At 62.6% G+C, this 17,151-nt stretch carries 14 protein-coding genes; 2 read left to right on the forward strand and 12 right to left on the reverse strand.

What is annotated here, in order from left to right; all coding sequences use genetic code 11:
* Positions 1 to 24 precede the first annotated feature (24 nt).
* From AO356_RS18190 to AO356_RS18210, 5 genes are all read right to left on the reverse strand, one after another.
* Positions 25 to 1,401 carry an L-serine ammonia-lyase gene (locus tag AO356_RS18190; RefSeq protein WP_060740918.1) on the reverse strand — a complete coding sequence of 459 codons (1,377 nt, stop codon included), beginning with the start codon at positions 1,399 to 1,401 and terminating at the stop codon, positions 25 to 27.
* 238 nt (positions 1,402 to 1,639) lie between these two features.
* Positions 1,640 to 4,489, reverse strand: a complete 2,850-nt coding sequence (gcvP, locus tag AO356_RS18195; protein WP_060740919.1) for an aminomethyl-transferring glycine dehydrogenase — start codon at positions 4,487 to 4,489, stop codon at positions 1,640 to 1,642.
* A 10-nt stretch (positions 4,490 to 4,499) separates the two neighbouring features.
* Entirely contained in the window at positions 4,500 to 4,883 is a 384-nt protein-coding gene (gene gcvH, locus AO356_RS18200; protein ID WP_060740920.1) for a glycine cleavage system protein GcvH, read from the reverse strand.
* Between the two features lie 467 nt (positions 4,884 to 5,350).
* Complete coding sequence (locus AO356_RS18205; RefSeq protein ID WP_060740921.1) at positions 5,351 to 6,859, reverse strand: sigma-54-dependent transcriptional regulator; 1,509 nt, start codon at positions 6,857 to 6,859, stop codon at positions 5,351 to 5,353.
* A gap of 219 nt (positions 6,860 to 7,078) precedes the next feature.
* Complete coding sequence (locus AO356_RS18210; RefSeq protein ID WP_060740922.1) at positions 7,079 to 7,984, reverse strand: LysR family transcriptional regulator; 906 nt, start codon at positions 7,982 to 7,984, stop codon at positions 7,079 to 7,081.
* A gap of 113 nt (positions 7,985 to 8,097) precedes the next feature.
* Between AO356_RS18210 and AO356_RS18215 the strand changes: the two genes are divergently transcribed.
* Positions 8,098 to 8,976, forward strand: a complete 879-nt coding sequence (locus AO356_RS18215) for an MBL fold metallo-hydrolase (protein WP_060740923.1) — start codon at positions 8,098 to 8,100, stop codon at positions 8,974 to 8,976.
* A 254-nt stretch (positions 8,977 to 9,230) separates the two neighbouring features.
* A complete protein-coding gene (locus tag AO356_RS18220) occupies positions 9,231 to 9,845 on the forward strand; it encodes an NAD(P)-dependent oxidoreductase (protein WP_060740924.1) in 615 nt (204 codons plus the stop codon).
* A gap of 42 nt (positions 9,846 to 9,887) precedes the next feature.
* Here AO356_RS18220 and AO356_RS18225 read toward each other — a convergent pair whose 3' ends face one another.
* The 7 genes from AO356_RS18225 to AO356_RS18255 all read right to left on the reverse strand — a co-directional run bounded on the left by AO356_RS18225 (position 9,888) and on the right by AO356_RS18255 (position 16,882).
* Entirely contained in the window at positions 9,888 to 10,217 is a 330-nt protein-coding gene (locus AO356_RS18225) for a GlpM family protein (protein WP_170842284.1), read from the reverse strand.
* 24 nt (positions 10,218 to 10,241) lie between these two features.
* The gene (locus AO356_RS18230) at positions 10,242 to 11,522 is read right to left on the reverse strand and encodes a sigma-54-dependent transcriptional regulator (RefSeq protein WP_231139257.1); all 1,281 of its coding nucleotides are present in this window, start codon (positions 11,520 to 11,522) and stop codon (positions 10,242 to 10,244) included.
* Positions 11,523 to 11,566: 44 nt separating this feature from the next.
* Entirely contained in the window at positions 11,567 to 13,468 is a 1,902-nt protein-coding gene (locus AO356_RS18235; RefSeq protein ID WP_060740926.1) for a sensor histidine kinase, read from the reverse strand.
* Positions 13,469 to 13,627: 159 nt separating this feature from the next.
* Positions 13,628 to 14,362, reverse strand: coding sequence for an amino acid ABC transporter ATP-binding protein (locus AO356_RS18240; protein WP_003204983.1), 735 nt, complete (start codon positions 14,360 to 14,362; stop codon positions 13,628 to 13,630).
* Positions 14,359 to 15,030 (reverse strand): amino acid ABC transporter permease, encoded by a 672-nt coding sequence (locus AO356_RS18245; RefSeq protein WP_060743144.1) that lies wholly within the window; start codon positions 15,028 to 15,030, stop codon positions 14,359 to 14,361. Before AO356_RS18245 ends, AO356_RS18240 begins: the two co-directional genes overlap by 4 nt.
* Positions 15,030 to 15,776 carry an amino acid ABC transporter permease gene (locus AO356_RS18250; protein WP_060740927.1) on the reverse strand — a complete coding sequence of 249 codons (747 nt, stop codon included), beginning with the start codon at positions 15,774 to 15,776 and terminating at the stop codon, positions 15,030 to 15,032. Before AO356_RS18250 ends, AO356_RS18245 begins: the two co-directional genes overlap by 1 nt.
* 191 nt (positions 15,777 to 15,967) lie before the next feature.
* Complete coding sequence (locus tag AO356_RS18255) at positions 15,968 to 16,882, reverse strand: glutamate/aspartate ABC transporter substrate-binding protein (RefSeq protein ID WP_060740928.1); 915 nt, start codon at positions 16,880 to 16,882, stop codon at positions 15,968 to 15,970.
* Between the last annotated feature and the right edge of the window lie 269 nt (positions 16,883 to 17,151).

The raw sequence follows: 17,151 nt of genomic DNA on the forward strand, positions 1-17,151 counted from the left end.
CCTGGAAAATGAGAATGGCGCGCGTCAGCATTCGATGATGTTGACCGCCAGACCGCCGCGGGCGGTCTCCTTGTATTTGCTTTTCATGTCGGCGCCGGTCTGGCGCATGGTGCGGATGACTTTGTCGAGGGAGACAAAGTGATGCCCATCGCCGCGCATGGCCATGCGCACCGCGTTGATGGCTTTCACCGAGCCCATGGCGTTGCGTTCGATGCACGGCACCTGCACCAGCCCGCCGATCGGGTCGCAGGTCAGGCCGAGGTTGTGTTCCATGCCGATCTCGGCGGCGTTTTCCACTTGCTGCACGGTGCCGCCGAGCACTTCGCACAAGGCCCCGGCAGCCATGGAACAGGCCACGCCGACTTCACCCTGGCAACCGACTTCGGCGCCGGAGATGGAGGCGTTTTCCTTGTACAGGATGCCGATGGCGGCGGCGGTCAGCAGGAACCGCACCACGCCATCCTCGCTGGCCCCTGGGATGAAGCGCATGTAGTAATGCAGCACAGCCGGGATGATGCCTGCCGCCCCGTTGGTCGGGGCGGTGACGACGCGCCCGCCGTAGGCGTTTTCTTCGTTGACGGCCAAGGCGTACAGGTTGACCCAATCGAGCACCGACAGCGGGTCGCGCAGGGCGGCTTCGGGGTTCTTGCACAACTGGCGATGCAACGCCGCGGCCCGGCGCTTGACCTTCAGCCCGCCCGGCAGAATCCCTTCGTTGCGACAGCCGGCCGCCACGCAATCCTGCATCACCTGCCAGATCTTCAGCAGGCCGGCGCGGGTCTCGGCTTCGGGGCGCCAGGCGCTTTCGTTGGTCAGCATCACCTGGCTGATGGACAGGCCATAGGTGGTGCAATGGCCCAGCAGGTCCTTGGCGCTCTTGAACGGGAAGGTCAGGGGCGTGGCGTCTTCGACGATGCGGTCGGCGCCAGCGGCGTCTTCATCCACGACAAAGCCGCCACCGACCGAGTAGTACTCGCGGCTGCGCACTTGCAGCCCGGCGGCATCGAAGGCGCGGAAGATCATGCCGTTGGGGTGAAAGGCCAGCGGCTTGCGGATCATCGCCAAGTGCAGTTTTTCGTTGAATTCGATGGCGTGTGCGCCGAGCAGGTTCAGGCGGCCGTTGCTGCGGATCTCCTGGAGCCGGGCGTTCACCGTTTCGGTGTCCACGGTGTCGGGATGCTCGCCCTCCAGGCCCAGCAGCACGGCCTTGTCACTGCCGTGGCCCTTGCCGGTGGCACCGAGCGAGCCGTAGAGCTCGACCTTGACGCTGGTAATGCTTTCAAGCAGGTCGTCACGGCGCAGCCCCTCGGCGAAACGGGCAGCGGCACGCATCGGGCCGACGGTATGGGAGCTGGAAGGACCGATACCGATCTTGAACAGGTCGAACACGCTTAACGACATGGTGTTTCTCCGGTTTCTTTTTATGAGGATCGACGGTTATGAAATGGGGCACAGGCTCCTTTGTGGGAGCGAGCTTGCTCGCGATAGCGGAGTGTCAGTCAACATTTCTGTCAGCTGTCACACCGCTATCGCGAGCAAGCTCGCTCCCACAGGGAGATGTGGTTTCCTTGAGAAGGTGACCTTCCACAAGGTTCGCGGTGTTGTTGAGAGGTGGCGAGCAAGCCCGCCCCTCCATAGGTCAAGCGTAGCTTTCGAGCGACGGGCAGGCGCAGACCAGGTTGCGGTCGCCGAACACGTTGTCGACCCGGCCCACCGGCGGCCAGTACTTGCCATCGATCAACGACGCCACCGGGTACACCGCCTGTTCGCGGCTGTAGGGGTGGGTCCACTCGCCGACGAGCTCCGCCGCGGTGTGCGGGGCGTTCTTCAGTGGGTTGTCGTCTTTGTCCAGGCTGCCGTTTTCCACCGCGCGGATTTCTTCGCGGATGCAGATCATGGCGTCGCAGAAACGGTCCAGTTCTTCCTTGGATTCGCTTTCGGTCGGTTCGATCATCAACGTGCCGGCTACCGGGAACGACATGGTCGGCGCGTGGAAACCGAAGTCGATCAGGCGCTTGGCCACGTCATCGACACTGATGCCACTGCTGTCCTTGAGCGGACGCAAATCGAGAATGCACTCGTGGGCCACCAGGCCGTTGCTGCCGGAGTAGAGCACTGGGTAGTGTTCTTCCAGGCGACGGGCGATGTAGTTGGCGTTGAGAATCGCCAGTTGCGACGCGCGCTTGAGGCCCGCGCCGCCCATCATGCGGATGTACATCCAGGTGATCGGCAGGATGCTCGCGCTGCCGAACGGCGCCGCGCACACTGCGCCTTCCTTGCGCGCCATGTTGGCGTGGCCCGGCAGGAACGGTGCCAGGTGCGACTTGACGCCAATCGGGCCGACGCCCGGGCCGCCACCGCCGTGAGGAATGCAGAAGGTCTTGTGCAGGTTCAGGTGCGACACGTCGCCGCCGAACTTGCCCGGGGCGCAGAGGCCGACCATGGCGTTCATGTTGGCGCCGTCGATGTACACCTGGCCGCCATTGTCATGAATGATGCCGCAGATTTCGCGGATGCCTTCTTCGAATACGCCGTGGGTGGACGGGTAGGTGATCATCAGCGCCGCGAGGTGTTCGCGGTGCTCGATGGCCTTGGCCCGCAGGTCTTCGATGTCGACGTTGCCACGGGCATCGCAGGCGGTCACGACCACGCGCATGCCGGCCATGTTGGCGGTGGCCGGGTTGGTGCCGTGGGCCGAGGACGGGATCAGGCAGATGTCGCGACGGTCTTCGCCACGGCTCTGGTGATAGGCGCGGATCGCCAGCAGGCCGGCGTATTCGCCCTGGGAACCGGCGTTGGGTTGCAGCGACACCGCGTCATAGCCGGTGGCGGCGCAGAGCATGGCTTCCAGTTCGTCGGTCAGTTGCTGGTAGCCAGCGCTTTGCTCGGCCGGGGCGAACGGGTGCAGGGCGCCGAACTCGGCCCAGGTCACCGGGATCATTTCGCTGGCGGCGTTGAGTTTCATGGTGCAGGAACCCAGCGGGATCATGGTGCGATCCAGGGCCAGGTCCTTGTCGGCGAGCTTGCGCAGGTAGCGCATCAGCTCGGTTTCGGAGTGGTAGCGGTTGAACACCGGGTGGCTGAGGATCGCCGATTGGCGCACCAGCTCGGCCGGGATGCGGCTTTGCACCGTGGCGGCCAGTGCCGCGAAGTCCGGCAGGGCCTTGCCGTCGGCCAACAGGCTCCACAGTGCTTCGACGTCAGCTTGGCTGGTGGTCTCGTCCAGGGACAGGCCCAGGCGTTGCGTGTCCACCACACGCAGGTTGATGCGTTGGGCGCGGGCCTTGTCGTGCAGGGCGGCGGTTTGCGCGCCGGTGCGCAGGGTCAGGGTGTCGAAGAAGCTCTCTTGCTCGACGCTCAGGCCCAGCGCGCCCAGGCCCTTGGCGAGGATCGCGGTCAGGTGATGGATGCGATTGGCAATTTGCACCAGGCCCTTGGGGCCGTGGTACACGGCGTACATGCTGGCGATGTTGGCCAGCAGCACCTGGGCGGTGCAGATGTTGCTCGTGGCTTTCTCGCGGCGGATGTGTTGCTCGCGGGTCTGCATCGCCAGGCGCAGGGCCGGCTTGCCGAAACGGTCCACGGAAACACCGACCAGGCGGCCGGGCATGTCGCGCTTGAACGCGTCCTTGGTGGAGAAGTACGCCGCGTGTGGGCCGCCGAAGCCCAGCGGCACGCCGAAGCGCTGGGCACTGCCGATGGCCACGTCGGCACCGAATTCACCCGGTGGGGTCAGCAAGGTCAGGGCCAGCAGGTCCGCGGCAACGGCCACCAGGGCGTTGGCGGCGTGGAAGCGTTCGGTCAGTTCGCGATAGTCGAACAGGTCGCCGTTGCTGGCCGGGTATTGCAGCAGCGCGCCGAAGAAGCCGCTGACGTCGCTCAGTTCGCGCTCATCGCCCACCACCACGTCGATGCCCAGGGGCTCGGCACGGGTGCGTAGCACGTCGAGGGTTTGCGGGTGGCTGTGCACGGAGGCGAAGAAGGCGTTGCTGCCCTTGTTCTTGCTCAGGCGCTTGCAGAAGGTCATGGCTTCGGCGGCGGCGGTGGCTTCGTCGAGCAACGAGGCGTTAGCGATCGGCAGGCCGGTGAGGTCGCTGATCAGGGTCTGGAAGTTCAACAGCGCTTCGAGACGGCCCTGGGAGATTTCAGGCTGATACGGGGTGTAGGCGGTGTACCAGGCCGGGTTTTCCAGCAGGTTGCGCAGGATCGGTGCCGGCGTGTGGCAGTTGTAGTAGCCCTGGCCGATGTAGGTCTTGAACAGTTGGTTCTTGCTGGCGATGGCCTTGATCGAGGCCAGTGCGTCGGCTTCGCTCTGGCCGTCGCCCATGTCCAGCACGCTGGTGCCCTTGATGCTTTCCGGGATGACGCTGGCGCTCAACGCTTCCAGGGAGTCGTAACCCAGGCGCTCGAGCATGGCTTGCTCGTCGCTGGAACGCGGGCCGATGTGGCGGGCGATGAATTCGTTGGCGGTGCCGAGATTAACGGTCATGGTGCGCTCCTCAGGCTTCGGCGTTGGCTTTGATCAGGCGATCGTAGGCGTCTTGATCCAACAGCTTAGCCACTGCGTCGGCGTCGGTCGGTTTAAAGCGGAAGAACCAGCCTTCGCCCAGCGGATCTTCGTTGACCAGTTCCGGGCTGGCGTCGAGCTTGTCGTTCACTTCGAGCACTTCACCGTCCAGGGGCATGTACACACCGCTGGCAGCCTTGACCGACTCCACGGTAGAGGCCTCGGCGCCTTTGTCATAGGCCTGCAATTCAGGCAGTTGCACAAAAACCACGTCGCCCAATGCGTTCTGCGCGAAAGCGGTAATGCCTACGGTGACGCTGCCGTCGGCTTCGGTGCGCAGCCATTCGTGATCTTCAGTGAAACGCAACTCGCTCATGGAAACTCCTGGGGCCAGATTCGTCTGGTGGACGCGAAGAAAGGCGCGGGGCTTGGCCCGGCCGAATGGTTATATCCATAGCAAGAATGCGGCCAATGTTATTAATGCCTTATGTATCAATGGTTTGAATGGTTTCATCAAGTCTTGGATTGACTTGGCTGTAGCGAAATCGCTACAGCTGGACGCCTGGAAAAAATCGTTGTGGGATCAAAGCCTTGCACGGTGCAGGTTAGCGCAAGGTGTAGCGATATCGTTCCACTGTAGCGCTTTCAGTACAGGTGGAGGTCGTTTTTGGCTTCGATTCTGAAGGCACGCCGGCCCATGGAAAACCCAAAAAGTCAGAGGGGTGTCCACCTTTTTGGGGTCAGTCACCTTGTGGGAGCGAGCTTGCTCGCGATAGCGGTGGTTCAGTTTGCATTGAGGTGACAGGCAGTCCCCATCGCGAGCAAGCTCGCTCCCACAGGGGCCTACGGCTTCCCGGGAATTCCGTATTTGCGCAACCGATGGGCAATCGCGGTATGGGAGGTTTGCAGGCGGCTGGCCAACTGGCGGGTGGAGGGGTAGTTGGCGTAGAGGCTTTCGAGCAGGTGCTTCTCGAAGGTTTCCACGGCCTGTTCCAGGCTTTCGACTTCCACATCGCCCTGGCGCGCCACGGAGGTGCCGGCGATGTCCAGGTCGCCGATGTCCACCAGGCTGCTTTCGCAGATGGCGGCGGCGCGGAAGATCACGTTCTGCAATTGCCGCACGTTGCCCGGCCAGCGGTTGCCCAGCAGCGCCGGGTAAGTACCGGGAGCCAGGCGGCAGACCGGGCGCTGGATCTGCGCGCAGGCCTGCTGCATGAAGTAGCGCGCCAGCAGCAGGATGTCCTGGCCGCGTTCGCGCAGCGGCGGGACTTCGACGTTGAGCACGTTCAGGCGATAGAACAGGTCCTCGCGGAACGAGCCCTCGCTGACCATTTTCTCCAGGTTGCGGTGGGTGGCGCTGAGGATCCGCACGTTGACCTTGACTTCCCGGTCGCCGCCCACCCGGCGGAAGCTGCCATCGTTCAAGAAACGCAGGAGCTTGGCTTGCAGGTACGGCGACATCTCGCCGATTTCATCGAGGAATACCGTGCCCTGGTTCGCCAACTCCATCAGCCCTGGCTTGCCGCCCCGTTGCGCCCCGGTGAAGGCGCCGGGGGCGTAGCCGAACAGCTCGCTTTCCGCCAGGTTCTCCGGCAGCGCGGCGCAGTTAAGGGCCAGGAACGGCGCGCTGTGACGGGCGCTGATGGCGTGACAGGCCCGGGCCACCAGTTCCTTGCCGGTGCCGGTTTCGCCCTGGATCAGCAGCGGTGCATCCAGGGCCGCGACGCGCTGGGCCCGGGCCTTGAGGGTGCGGATCGCCGGGGATTCGCCCAACAGTGCGTCGAAACCTTCGGCGTGGTCGTGGTGCAGGGCTGACAGACGCTCGCCGATGCGATTGGGCTGATAGAGCGTCAGCAGCGCGCCGGCGTCGGTGATGGGGGTGGCGTCCAGCAGCAAGGTCTGGCCATTGAGGGTGACCTCCCGCAAGGGCAGGCGGAAGCCATTTTCCAGCAAGGCGCCGAGCAATGCCTCGTCACTGAACAGCTCGGCCACGCTTTCCCCGGCCGGTTCACGACCATACAGGGCGATCAGCGCCGGGTTGGCCAGCAACACCTTGCCGACGCTGTCCAAGGCCAGTACAGGGTCGGTCATGGCGGCGAGCAAGGCATCGAGCTGCAAGTGCCGACGCTGGCCCGGCAAGATGTCCACCACGGTGACCGCCTGCACGCCGCGCACGCTGAACAGGGCCTCGCGCAACTCGTCGAGCACTTGCGGGCTGAGGGTAGGGGCATCGATGTAGACGTTGGGCGGCACCATCTCCACCGCATCCAGGTTGAGATTGCGCCCACCGAGCAAGGCCAGGACTTCCTGGGTGATGCCGACGCGGTCGATGAAACTGACGTGGATACGCATGGGGCGGTTTTGGGTTCTGGGATGCGGAGGGTGGCCAGTATGCCTTGGGGCGGGCTGTTGGTGAAATCCTGGGACGGTACTTGAGAAAACTACCTTGGCCCTTGTGGGAGCGAGCTTGCTCGCGATAGCGGAATGTCAGTCAACCTCTCTGCTGGCTGTCACACCGCTATCGCGAGCAAGCTCGCTCCCACAGGTGGACAGTGGTGAGGCGAATATTTTCTACAACCCCACATCCCACTCCGGCGTCTCGGGAAACTTCAGCACCAGAAAATCCAGCAGGCTGCGCAGCGCCGAGGGCATGTGCTTGCGTGAGGCGTACACCGCGTACATGTTCATCCGGCGCGGTTCGGCATGGGGCAGCAGGCGGATCAGTTCGCCGTTCTTGAGGTGGGCGCCGGCCTGGTAGCTGGGCAGCATCGCCACGCCTGCGCCGGCTATCGTGGCTTGAAGCAATGTGCTGGCTTCGTTGGCGCTGATGTTGCCTTGCACCGGCACCGAGACCTGCTCGCCGTCCTGCTCGAAATGCCACAGGCTCTTGCCGACGTAGGAGTGGGTCAGGCAGTTGTGCCGGCTCAGGTCTTCCACGCGCAGCGGTGTCGAATGCTCACGCAGATACCGCGGCGAGGCGCAGATCACCGAACGGCAGACCGTCAGGCGGCGGGCGATCAGGTTCGGGTCCAGGTCGTTGCTCATGCGGATCGCCAGGTCGATGCGCTCGTCCACCAGGTTCACGGTGCGGTCGAGCATCTGCAGGTCGATGCTCACCCCTGGATAGTGCTTGACGTAGTCGGCCATGGCGCTCGCCAGTTGGGCCTGGCCGAACGAGGTGCTGGCGCTGATGCGCAACATGCCCCGTGGCGCGTCGTCCGGGGTTCCGACGGCGGCTTGCATGTCGCCGGACAGCTCCAGCATCTGCCGACAGCGCGGCAGGATCTCGGAACCTGCGGCCGTCAGGCTCAGCTTGCGGGTGGTGCGGTGCATCAACCGGGCGCCGACCCAGTCTTCCAGCTCCGCCAGGTAGCGCGACACCACGGGTCGCGACAGGTCCAGGTGCTCAGCCGTTGCCGACTGACTGCCCAGGTCGACCACCGTGACAAACACCCGCATTGCTTGTAGACGATCCATGATTTGCCCGATTTCAGAAACAAACTATGTTCCAGCATCGCATTTTTTGTAACGAGTCAGGTAACTAAGCTCAGTCTCATTCCCCTGACGGGTTTTTGGACAACGGAGCACACATGACCGGCTTTATCCCACTCAAGCGCCTGCTGCTGGCAACTGCCGCCCTGGCTTTCACTGCCCAGACCTGGGCCGCCGACTTGACGCTCGACGTCTACAACCCTGGCGCGGCGGCGGTTTTCCCGGTGACCTCGGTGTTGGTCAGCGGTGAAAAAGAGGCGATTCTGGTGGACGCCCAGTTCGGCAAATCCCAGGCCGCCCAGGTGGTGGAAAAAATCCGCACCAGTGGCAAGCGATTGACCACGATCTACATCAGCCATGGCGATCCAGACTACTATTTTGGTCTGGAGACCCTCACCGCCGCGTTCCCTGAGGCCAAGGTGCTGGCGTCGGCGCCGACCGTCGAACACATCAAGCAGACCATGGACGGCAAACTGAAATACTGGGGGCCGATCCTGAAGACCGATGCGCCGGCCAAAGCCATCGTGCCCCAGGTGCTCAAGGGCGACAGCCTGACCCTGGAAGGCCAGCGCTTGCAGGTCGTCGGCCTCGATGGTCCGCAGCCGGACCGCAGTTTCGTGTGGATTCCATCGATCAAGGCCGTGGTGGGTGGTGTCGTGGTGGCCGAAAACATTCATGTATGGATGGCCGATACCCAGACGCCGCAGTCTCACAAGGATTGGCTGGCGACGCTGGACACTATCGAAAAGCTGCAACCGAGCACGGTGATTCCGGGTCACTACCTGGGTGACAGCGCCCGTTCCCTGGCCCCGGTGCGCTTCACCGCCGGCTACATCAAGGCTTTCGACGAAGAAACCGCCAAGGCCAAGGATTCCGCCGCGCTGATCCGCGCCATGAAACTACGCTATCCGGACCTGGGTGAAGACAGCTCCCTGGAGCTCAGTGCCAAGGTGGCGAAGGGCGAGATGAAGTGGTGAATGACTGATTGTGTGGCGGGGTGCTTGTCATCGATGGCTTTTGGCTGAGGTGCTTTTGTGGCGAGGGAGCTTGCTCCCGCTCGGCTGCGAAGCAGCCGCAAAACGATCCACGGGGTGTGCCCGACGTAGGGTATCCACCGGTTTGGGGCCGCTGCGCGACCCAGCGGGAGCAAGCTCCCTCGCCACATATGCCACGACGATGTACCGCGTCAACCGTTTCAAATGGCATTTATGTGTAATCACTGGAGAACACCATGAGCAAGATCGCAATCATCGGCGCCACCGGCCGGGCCGGCAGCCAACTGTTGGAAGAGGCCCTGCGCCGTGGTCACAGCGTGACGGCCATTGCCCGCAACACCGCGAAAATCGGCGAAAGGGCCGGGGTGGTCAGCAAGCAGGTGGACGTATTGGACAGCGAGGCGCTGATCGCCGCCATCGACGGGCATGACGTGGTGATCAGTGCCACGCACTTTGCCAGCGTGCCGGCAGACAAGGTCATCGCACCGGTGAAAGCCGCCGGGGTCAAGCGCTTGCTGGTGGTCGGCGGGGCCGGTTCGTTGCTGCTGCCGGATAACAGCCGGGTGATCGACAGCGACGGCTTCCCGGAGGAATACCTGGCCGAAGCCAGCGCCGGTGCCTTGTTCCTGGATGTGCTGCGCAAGGAACAGGACCTGGACTGGACCTTCCTCTCGCCTTCGGCGGAGTTCGTCGAAACCGAGCGCACGGGCCAGTTCCGTGTCGGCAAGGATCACCTGCTGTTCGACGCCGACGGGCGTAGCTGGATCAGCTTTGCCGACTACGCCATTGCGATGATCGATGAAGTGGAGACGCCGCAGTTTTCGCGGACGCGATTTACTGTCGGCTATTGAGCCGTAGGTTTTGTAGGCGCTGTCGAGCAGCGCCTACAGGGATCAGCCGTGCACCCGCACCCAAACGGTGACCAGCACCGTCGCTGCCATCAGCCAGGCGACGGCTGCCACGGCCAATGAGGCTTCGAGGCGCAGGCGGTCGACCATGACGTACAGCGTTGCGAGATAGACGAAGTACGGAATGATCGACCACATGCCAAACACGATGGTGGTCTTCAGATCGTCCACCGAGCGGCCTTTGCCGACGATGTAGTGGGCGATCAGGGCGAAGGTGGGGAACAGCGGTACCAACCCGGCGATGTAGTAATTCCGGGTCTTGGCCAGCATCGCCAGGATGACCACCACGGCTGCACCCAGCGCCGCCTTGAAAATCAGGTCCACACGTTCACCTTTCGGTTAATGGCTCAGGCCATATTTTTTGACTTTGTCGAACAGCGTGGTCTTGGCCATGCCCAGCTCCTGACTGGCCTGGGTCAGGTTGCCGCCGCTGCGTTGCAGGGCGTCCACCAGCAGGTTGCGCTCGAACGCTTCCACCGCTTCGGCGAAGGCCAGGCCCTGGCTGCCGCCACTGGCACCGGAGCGCTTGAACGCCGGCAGGCCGAGGGCGTAGCGCTCGGCGACGTTGCGCAGTTCGCGCACGTTGCCCGGCCAGTCGTGGCTCATCAGGTTCGACAGGGTCTGGTTGTCCAGCTCCGGCACCGTACGGTCGAAGCGCAGGGACGACTGCTGAAGAAAATGCTCGAACAATTGCAGGATGTCTTCGCGCCGCTCGCGCAAGGGCGGCAGTTCCAGGGTCACCACGTTGAGGCGGTAATACAGGTCGCTGCGGAATTGCCCGGACCGGCCCATTTCGTCCAGGTCGGACTTGGTGGCGGCGATCACCCGGCAATCCACCGCCACGCTCTGGTTCGAGCCCAGGCGTTCGAGGGTGCGTTCCTGCAACACGCGCAGCAACTTGATCTGCAAGGGCAGGGGCATGCTTTCCACTTCATCGAGAAACAGCGTGCCGCCATCGGCGTGCTCGATCTTGCCGATCCGGCGTTTGCCGGCCCCGGTGAAGGCGTTGGCCTCGTGGCCGAAAATCTCGCTTTCGAACAGGTTCTCCGGCAGGCCGCCGCAGTTCAGCGCGACGAACTGCTTGTCGTGGCGCCGGCTGAAATCATGCAGGCAGCGGGCGACCAGTTCCTTGCCGGTGCCGGTTTCGCCTTCGATCAGGACGTTGGCCGAGGTGTCGGCGACGTTGGCGATCAGCGCGCGCAGATGCTGCATGGCCGGCGAGCGGCCAATGATCCGGCCTTCCAGGGAGTCGCGTTCGGCCAGTTGCCGACGCAGCGATGACACTTCCCGGGCCAGGCTGCGCTGTTCCAGGGCGCGACGGGCGACGTCCACCAGGCGCTCAGGGGAGAAGGGTTTCTCCATGAAGTCATAGGCGCCTTTTTGCATGGCTCCGACGGCCATGGAAATGTCGCCGTGGCCGGTGATCAGCACCACCGGCAGGCTGCGGTCCCGGGCCTTGAGACGAGTCAGCAGTTCCAGGCCGTCGATGCCCGGCAGCCGAATATCGCTGATGACGATGCCGGCAAAGTTATCGTCGACTCGCTCCAGGGCCTCTTCGGCGCTGCCCACGCCGATGCAGGGAATGTCCTCCAGGCTCAGGGCCTGCTGGCAGCCCAGCAGGACGTGGGGGTCGTCTTCGACGATCAGTACGCTCAGGTCGTGGTTCATAGCGGCTCGGCAGGTGAAAGGCTGACCAACGGTAGATTGAGGACAAACGTAGTGCCACGCTCGAGCGGGTACTCGACGCCCAGGTGTCCACCCGCGGCGGCGGCCAGGCTCGCCGAGAGCGTCAGGCCCAGGCCCAGGCCCTGTTCGCCAGGTTTGGTGGTGAAGAACGGTTCGAACAAATGCTTGCGGGCTTCAGGATCGATGCCGTGACCATTGTCCCGCACCCGAAGGCGATATTTGCCATCGGCGGCCTGGCCGTCGAGCCACAGTTTCGGCTCGGGTTGCGTTTGCATGGCGTCCAGGGCGTTGCCGATCAGGTTCACGAGGATCTGTTCGAGGCGGGTCTGGTCGATTTGCAATTGGACGTCATCGAAACCGCTGTGGATCTGGATGTCCAGGTTTTCCAGGCGCCCGCCCAGCAATTGCAATGCGGCCTCGACGGCCTTGCCCAGGCTCGCCCGGCCCTGGTCGTCGCCGCGCCGGGCGAAGGCGCGCAGGCTGGCGGTGATCCGGCCCATGCGGTCGATCAATTCGTTGATGGTCTTGAGGTTGGTGCTGGCGATGTCCAGCTGGCCGCGCTCCAGGAAGCGCACGGTATTGCCGGACAAGGTGCGCAGCGCCGCCAGCGGCTGGTTGAGCTCATGGGCGATGCTGGTGGACATCTGGCCGATGGCCGCCAGTTTACCGGCCTGGACCAGTTCGTCCTGGGCCCGGCGCAAGGTCTCTTCGGCCTGGCGCCGCTCGCGGATCTGGCCCTTGAGTCGTTCGTTGCTGGCGCGCAGGTCGGTGGTGCGTTCGGTAATCCGACGCTCGAGCTGGTTGTTGGCTTCCTGCAAGGCTTCCCGGGCCGCAAGGCGGGTGGCGATGACCTTGCGTCGTTCGTTCCAGGCGATCAGCAGGAACGCCACCAGGGCGAAGGCCACGGCCACCAGGATGCCTTGGTTGATCGCCTGGCGACGCAGGTCTTCAAGAGGCGTCAGCAGGGTGAAATTCCACGGGGTATCGCTCAAGGGGCGGGTCTGCGACAGGTAGCTGATGGCGCGTTCGTCGGACACCAGTTCGGTGTTGGCCGGGAAGGTCAGCTTCTCCATGCCTTCGGCCAGGCGTTCCCGGGCCAGGGGCACCAGTTCGTTGAGCGGGAACCAATAATATTGCAGGCTGCGGGCCAGGCGCTCCTTGGTCTCGTCGCTCAGGGGGCGCACCGACTTGAGCCGTCGCGCCGGGTCGCTGGACAGGATGATGATGCCGTTCTCATCACTGACGAACGCCTCCAGCCGCGCTCGCTGCCAGCGCTCTTCCATGGCTTCGAGGCGCACCTTGACCACGGCCACGCCAATGATCTTGCCCTGTTGCTCCAGGCCATGGGCCAGGTAGTAGCCGGGTTCGCCATTGGTGCTGCCGATGCCGTAGAACCGTCCCGGCTGGCCGCGTACGGCGTTCTGGAAATAGGCGCGGAAGGACAGGTCTTCGCCCAGGTAACTGTCGACATCGCGCCAGTTGCTGGTGGCCATCACCCGACCGGTGGTGTCCATCACGTAGATGGCCCGGCTGCGGCTGCGGCGGTTCAGGCCTTCGAGGTATTCGTTGACGGTCTTGCGATGCTCGGGCGTGGGGTCGTCGAGCAGTTGCGAGACACTCGATTCAAGCTCCAGCAGGCTGGGCAGGTAGGTGTACTTGCTGATCTCGCTCTCGACCGCACGGGCGTGCAGCTCCAGCTGACGCTCGCCATTCTCGGCGAGGCCACGTACGCCATAGTGCTCGCTGATCCAGAAGCCGAGGTAACCCAGGCCGATCATCAGTGCAATGACCAGCGGCGGCAGGAACAGATGGCGGATCAGGCGGGGTTTCACGGCGAGTGATGGCGGCGCGGCGCGATAAAGGGTGGGGTCGCATTTCATCACAGAAGCCTTGGGTCAACCACAACACAAATCTACAAGCCAACTCCGATCTCTTGTGGGAGCGAGCTTGCTCGCGAAAGCGGTGTGTCAGCCACATTGATGTTGAATGTGCTGCCCTATTCGCGAGCAAGCTCGCTCCCACAGTGGGGAGCGGTGTTTTTAGTGCTGCAGGATTTTCTCAAGGAAATGCTGCGCGCGTTCGGAGCGGGCACTGATGTCGCCGAAGAACTCTTCTTTCTTGCAGTCCTCGATGATCTGGCCCTGGTCCATGAAGATCACCCGGTTCGCCACTTTGCGGGCGAAGCCCATTTCGTGGGTCACGCACATCATGGTCATGCCTTCGTGGGCCAGTTGCACCATCACGTCGAGCACTTCGTTGACCATTTCCGGGTCAAGGGCCGAGGTCGGTTCGTCGAACAGCATCACCACCGGGTCCATCGCCAGGGCACGGGCAATCGCCACGCGTTGCTGCTGGCCGCCGGAGAGCTGGCCCGGGTGCTTGTGGGCGTGGGCCGAGAGACCGACCCGCTCAAGCAGTTGCAGGCCTTTCTTGGTGGCTTCTTCCTTGCTGCGGCCCAGCACCTTGATCTGCGCGATGGTCAGGTTTTCGGTGATGGTCAGGTGCGGGAACAGTTCGAAATGCTGGAACACCATGCCCACCCGCGAACGCAGTTTCGGCAGGTTGGTCTTCGGGTCGGCGATGGAGGTGCCATCGACCACGATGTCGCCTTTCTGGAATGGCTCCAAAGCGTTCACGCATTTGATCAGCGTGGATTTGCCCGAACCCGATGGTCCGCACACCACCACAACTTCACCCTTGCTGACCTCGGTGCTGCAATTGGTCAGTACCTGGAAGTCCCCATACCACTTGTTGATGTTCTTGATAGAGATCATACGGCGAACCTTTTTTGCAGACGCTTGACCAGCAGCGAGGCGGCAAAGCTGATTGTGAAGTACACGAGACCTGCGACGATCAGGAACTCATTGGAGCGGCCGATGATGTCGCCATTGGCCCGCGAAGCATTGAGGAAGTCCACCAGGCCGACCGTGTAGACCAGCGAGGTGTCCTGAAACAGGATGATGCTCTGTTGCAGCAGCAGCGGGGTCATCTTGCGAAACGCCTGGGGCAGGATGATCAGGCGCATGGTCTGGCCATAGTTCATGCCCAGTGCCTGTGCCGCGCCCATCTGGCCCTTGGGGATCGACTGCACGCCGGCCCGCACGATTTCGCAGAAGTACGCCGCCTCGAACATCATGAACGCCACGACGCAAGAACCGAATGCACCGATCGGCGTGTCTTCGCCGGTGATCCAGCGCAGCACGAACGGCACGGCCAGGTAGAACCAGGTGATGACCAGCAGCAGCGGAATCGAGCGGAAATAGTTGACGTAGGCGCCGGCGATGTTGGAGATCAGCTTGTTGTGGGACAGGCGCATCAGCGCCAGGATCGTCCCCAGGATGATCCCGCCGACCACGCCCATGGCCATCAGCTTGAGGGTCATGACCATGCCGTTCCACAAGCCGGGAATGGCCGGTATGACGCCAGTGAAATCGAATTCCATCATTTACCCCCCACGGAGATCAGGCCGGGCACCGCGACTTTCTTCTCGACCATGCGCATGAGCAGCATCAGGCTCATGTTCAGGGTGAAGTAGATCAGCGTCGCCAGGGTGAAGGCTTCGAACAGGTTGGCGGAGAACTCGGCGGTCTGCTTGGTCTGCGCGAGCAGCTCCATCAGCCCGATCAGCGAGGCCACGGAGGAGTTCTTGAAGACGTTGAGGAATTCCGAGGTAAGCGGCGGAATGATGATCCGATAGGCCTGGGGCAGCAGCACGTTCCAGTAGATCTGCGGCAGCTTGAAACCCATGGCTCGGGCGGCGGATTCCTGGCCGCGCGGCAGCGCCTGGATACCGGTGCGCACTTGTTCGCAGACCCGGGCGGCGGTGAACAGGCCCAGGCACACGACGACGCTCAGGTAGGCCGAGGTGGTCGGGTTCAGGTCCTGCTTGTACCACTCCTGCATATCGGCGGGCAGCAGGTCCGGCACCAGGAAGTACCAGATGAACAGCTGAACCAGCAGCGGCACATTACGGAAGAGTTCCACGTAGCAGGTGGCGATCCCCGACACCAGCCGGTTCGGCACGGTGCGCATCACGCCGAGCAACGAGCCCAGCAGCAGGGCGATGATCCAGGCCACGACGGCGATGGCGATGGTCCAGCCCAGGCCGGCCAGGTACCAGTCGAGATAAATCTCGCTGCCCACGCCGGTGGACTTGAAGAACACGCCCCAGTCCCAGTTGTAATTCATTAGGGTCTCCCCTCAGATCGTTCGAGATACAAATGCCCGCCTGGGGAAGCTCCGTTCCCGCCCGGCTTGGAGGCCAGGCACACGCGATCGGCTCGACAGCCACCGGTTCGAGTGTTTTCCAAATTTGCCAGCAGGGAGTGACCATCCCCTGAAAGGGCCAGGCCCCTTCAGGAGATAAGGTTAGTCAGAAATCAGGATTTCTTGTCGTCAGCCGCTTTATCGGTTGGCTTGGCGATCAATGCCTTGAGTTCGTCGCTCATCGGGAAGTTCAGGTTCAGGCCTTTTGGCGGGATAGGTTGCATGAACCATTTTTCGTAGATCTTGTTGATCTCGCCCGAAGCGTAGGTGGCCTTGATGGCGTCATCCACAGCCTTTTTGAACGGCTCGTCGCCCTTGCGCATCATGCAGCCGTAGATTTCGTAGGACTGTGGTGTACCGGTCACGGCCCAGTCGTCGGCTTTCTTGGCCTTGGCGGCTTCGCCGGCCAGCAGGGCGTCGTCCATCATGAAGGCAACGGCACGGCCGCCTTCGAGCATCTGGAAGGACTCGCCATGGTCCTTGGCGGAGATGACGTTCATGCCCATTTGCTTGTCGGCGTTCATGGACTTGAGGAGGCGCTCGGACGTGGTGCCGGCGGTGGTCACGACGTTCTTGCCCTTGAGGTCGTCGAAATCCTTGTACTTGGAATCTTTCTTGGTCAGCAGCCGAGTGCCGATCTCGAAGATGCCAACGGAGAAGTCAACCTGCTGCTGACGCTCGACGTTGTTGGTGGTGGAGCCGCATTCCAGGTCCACGGTGCCGTTCTGCACCAGCGGGATACGGGTTTGCGAGGTGACCAGGTTGTACTTGACCTGCAGGTTGGGCAGGTCCAGGTCTTTCTTGATCGCTTCGACGACTTTCAGCTGGATGTCGTGGGAGTAGCCGACCGGCTTGCCGGAAGCGTCCGCGATGTAGGAGAACGGAATGGAAGCGTCGCGATGCCCAAGCGTAATGACGCCGGACTCTTTGATCTTTTTCAGTGTGCCGGTCAGTTCGGCTGCGAAAACCGGAGTGCTGATCAGAGCGGCAGCAATGGCTGCGCCCAGGAGATGGGGAACGATACGCATCGATGTTTCCTCGACATTGTTTTTTTTATTTCGGCCGGTTCGTCGGCCCTGAGTACTTCGAGATACCTGGCAGCTCCTGGTGTGTTGGCGTACAGGCATTCGTCTCCAGAAGTGTAGAGCATGACTCGTGCCAGGCCAGGGTGGTCTGTTTAACTTGTTGTTTTAAATGGTGATTAATGTTTTGTTTCAGGTTTTAGGCGGGCTGTTTTATCCGGTTAGCCGAACTGACTGGCGGGTCGTGTTCGGAAAACCGAATGGCTTGGGCCTGC

It is taken from the genome of Pseudomonas fluorescens (genome assembly GCF_001307275.1).
GTDB classification, from domain to species: Bacteria; Pseudomonadota; Gammaproteobacteria; order Pseudomonadales; family Pseudomonadaceae; genus Aquipseudomonas; species Aquipseudomonas fluorescens_AA.

Coding starts and splice junctions, on each gene's coding strand:
- AO356_RS18215 (WP_060740923.1), top strand. CDS start 8,098: ATGACCGGCTTTATCCCACTCAAGCGCCTGCTGCTGGCAACTGCCGCC.
- AO356_RS18205 (WP_060740921.1), bottom strand. CDS start 6,859: ATGCGTATCCACGTCAGTTTCATCGACCGCGTCGGCATCACCCAGGAA.
- AO356_RS18190 (WP_060740918.1), bottom strand. CDS start 1,401: ATGTCGTTAAGCGTGTTCGACCTGTTCAAGATCGGTATCGGTCCTTCC.
- AO356_RS18255 (WP_060740928.1), bottom strand. CDS start 16,882: ATGCGTATCGTTCCCCATCTCCTGGGCGCAGCCATTGCTGCCGCTCTG.
- gcvP (WP_060740919.1), bottom strand. CDS start 4,489: ATGACCGTTAATCTCGGCACCGCCAACGAATTCATCGCCCGCCACATC.
- AO356_RS18240 (WP_003204983.1), bottom strand. CDS start 14,362: ATGATCTCTATCAAGAACATCAACAAGTGGTATGGGGACTTCCAGGTA.
- AO356_RS18220 (WP_060740924.1), top strand. CDS start 9,231: ATGAGCAAGATCGCAATCATCGGCGCCACCGGCCGGGCCGGCAGCCAA.
- gcvH (WP_060740920.1), bottom strand. CDS start 4,883: ATGAGCGAGTTGCGTTTCACTGAAGATCACGAATGGCTGCGCACCGAA.
- AO356_RS18210 (WP_060740922.1), bottom strand. CDS start 7,984: ATGGATCGTCTACAAGCAATGCGGGTGTTTGTCACGGTGGTCGACCTG.
- AO356_RS18245 (WP_060743144.1), bottom strand. CDS start 15,030: ATGGAATTCGATTTCACTGGCGTCATACCGGCCATTCCCGGCTTGTGG.
- AO356_RS18235 (WP_060740926.1), bottom strand. CDS start 13,468: ATGAAATGCGACCCCACCCTTTATCGCGCCGCGCCGCCATCACTCGCC.
- AO356_RS18250 (WP_060740927.1), bottom strand. CDS start 15,776: ATGAATTACAACTGGGACTGGGGCGTGTTCTTCAAGTCCACCGGCGTG.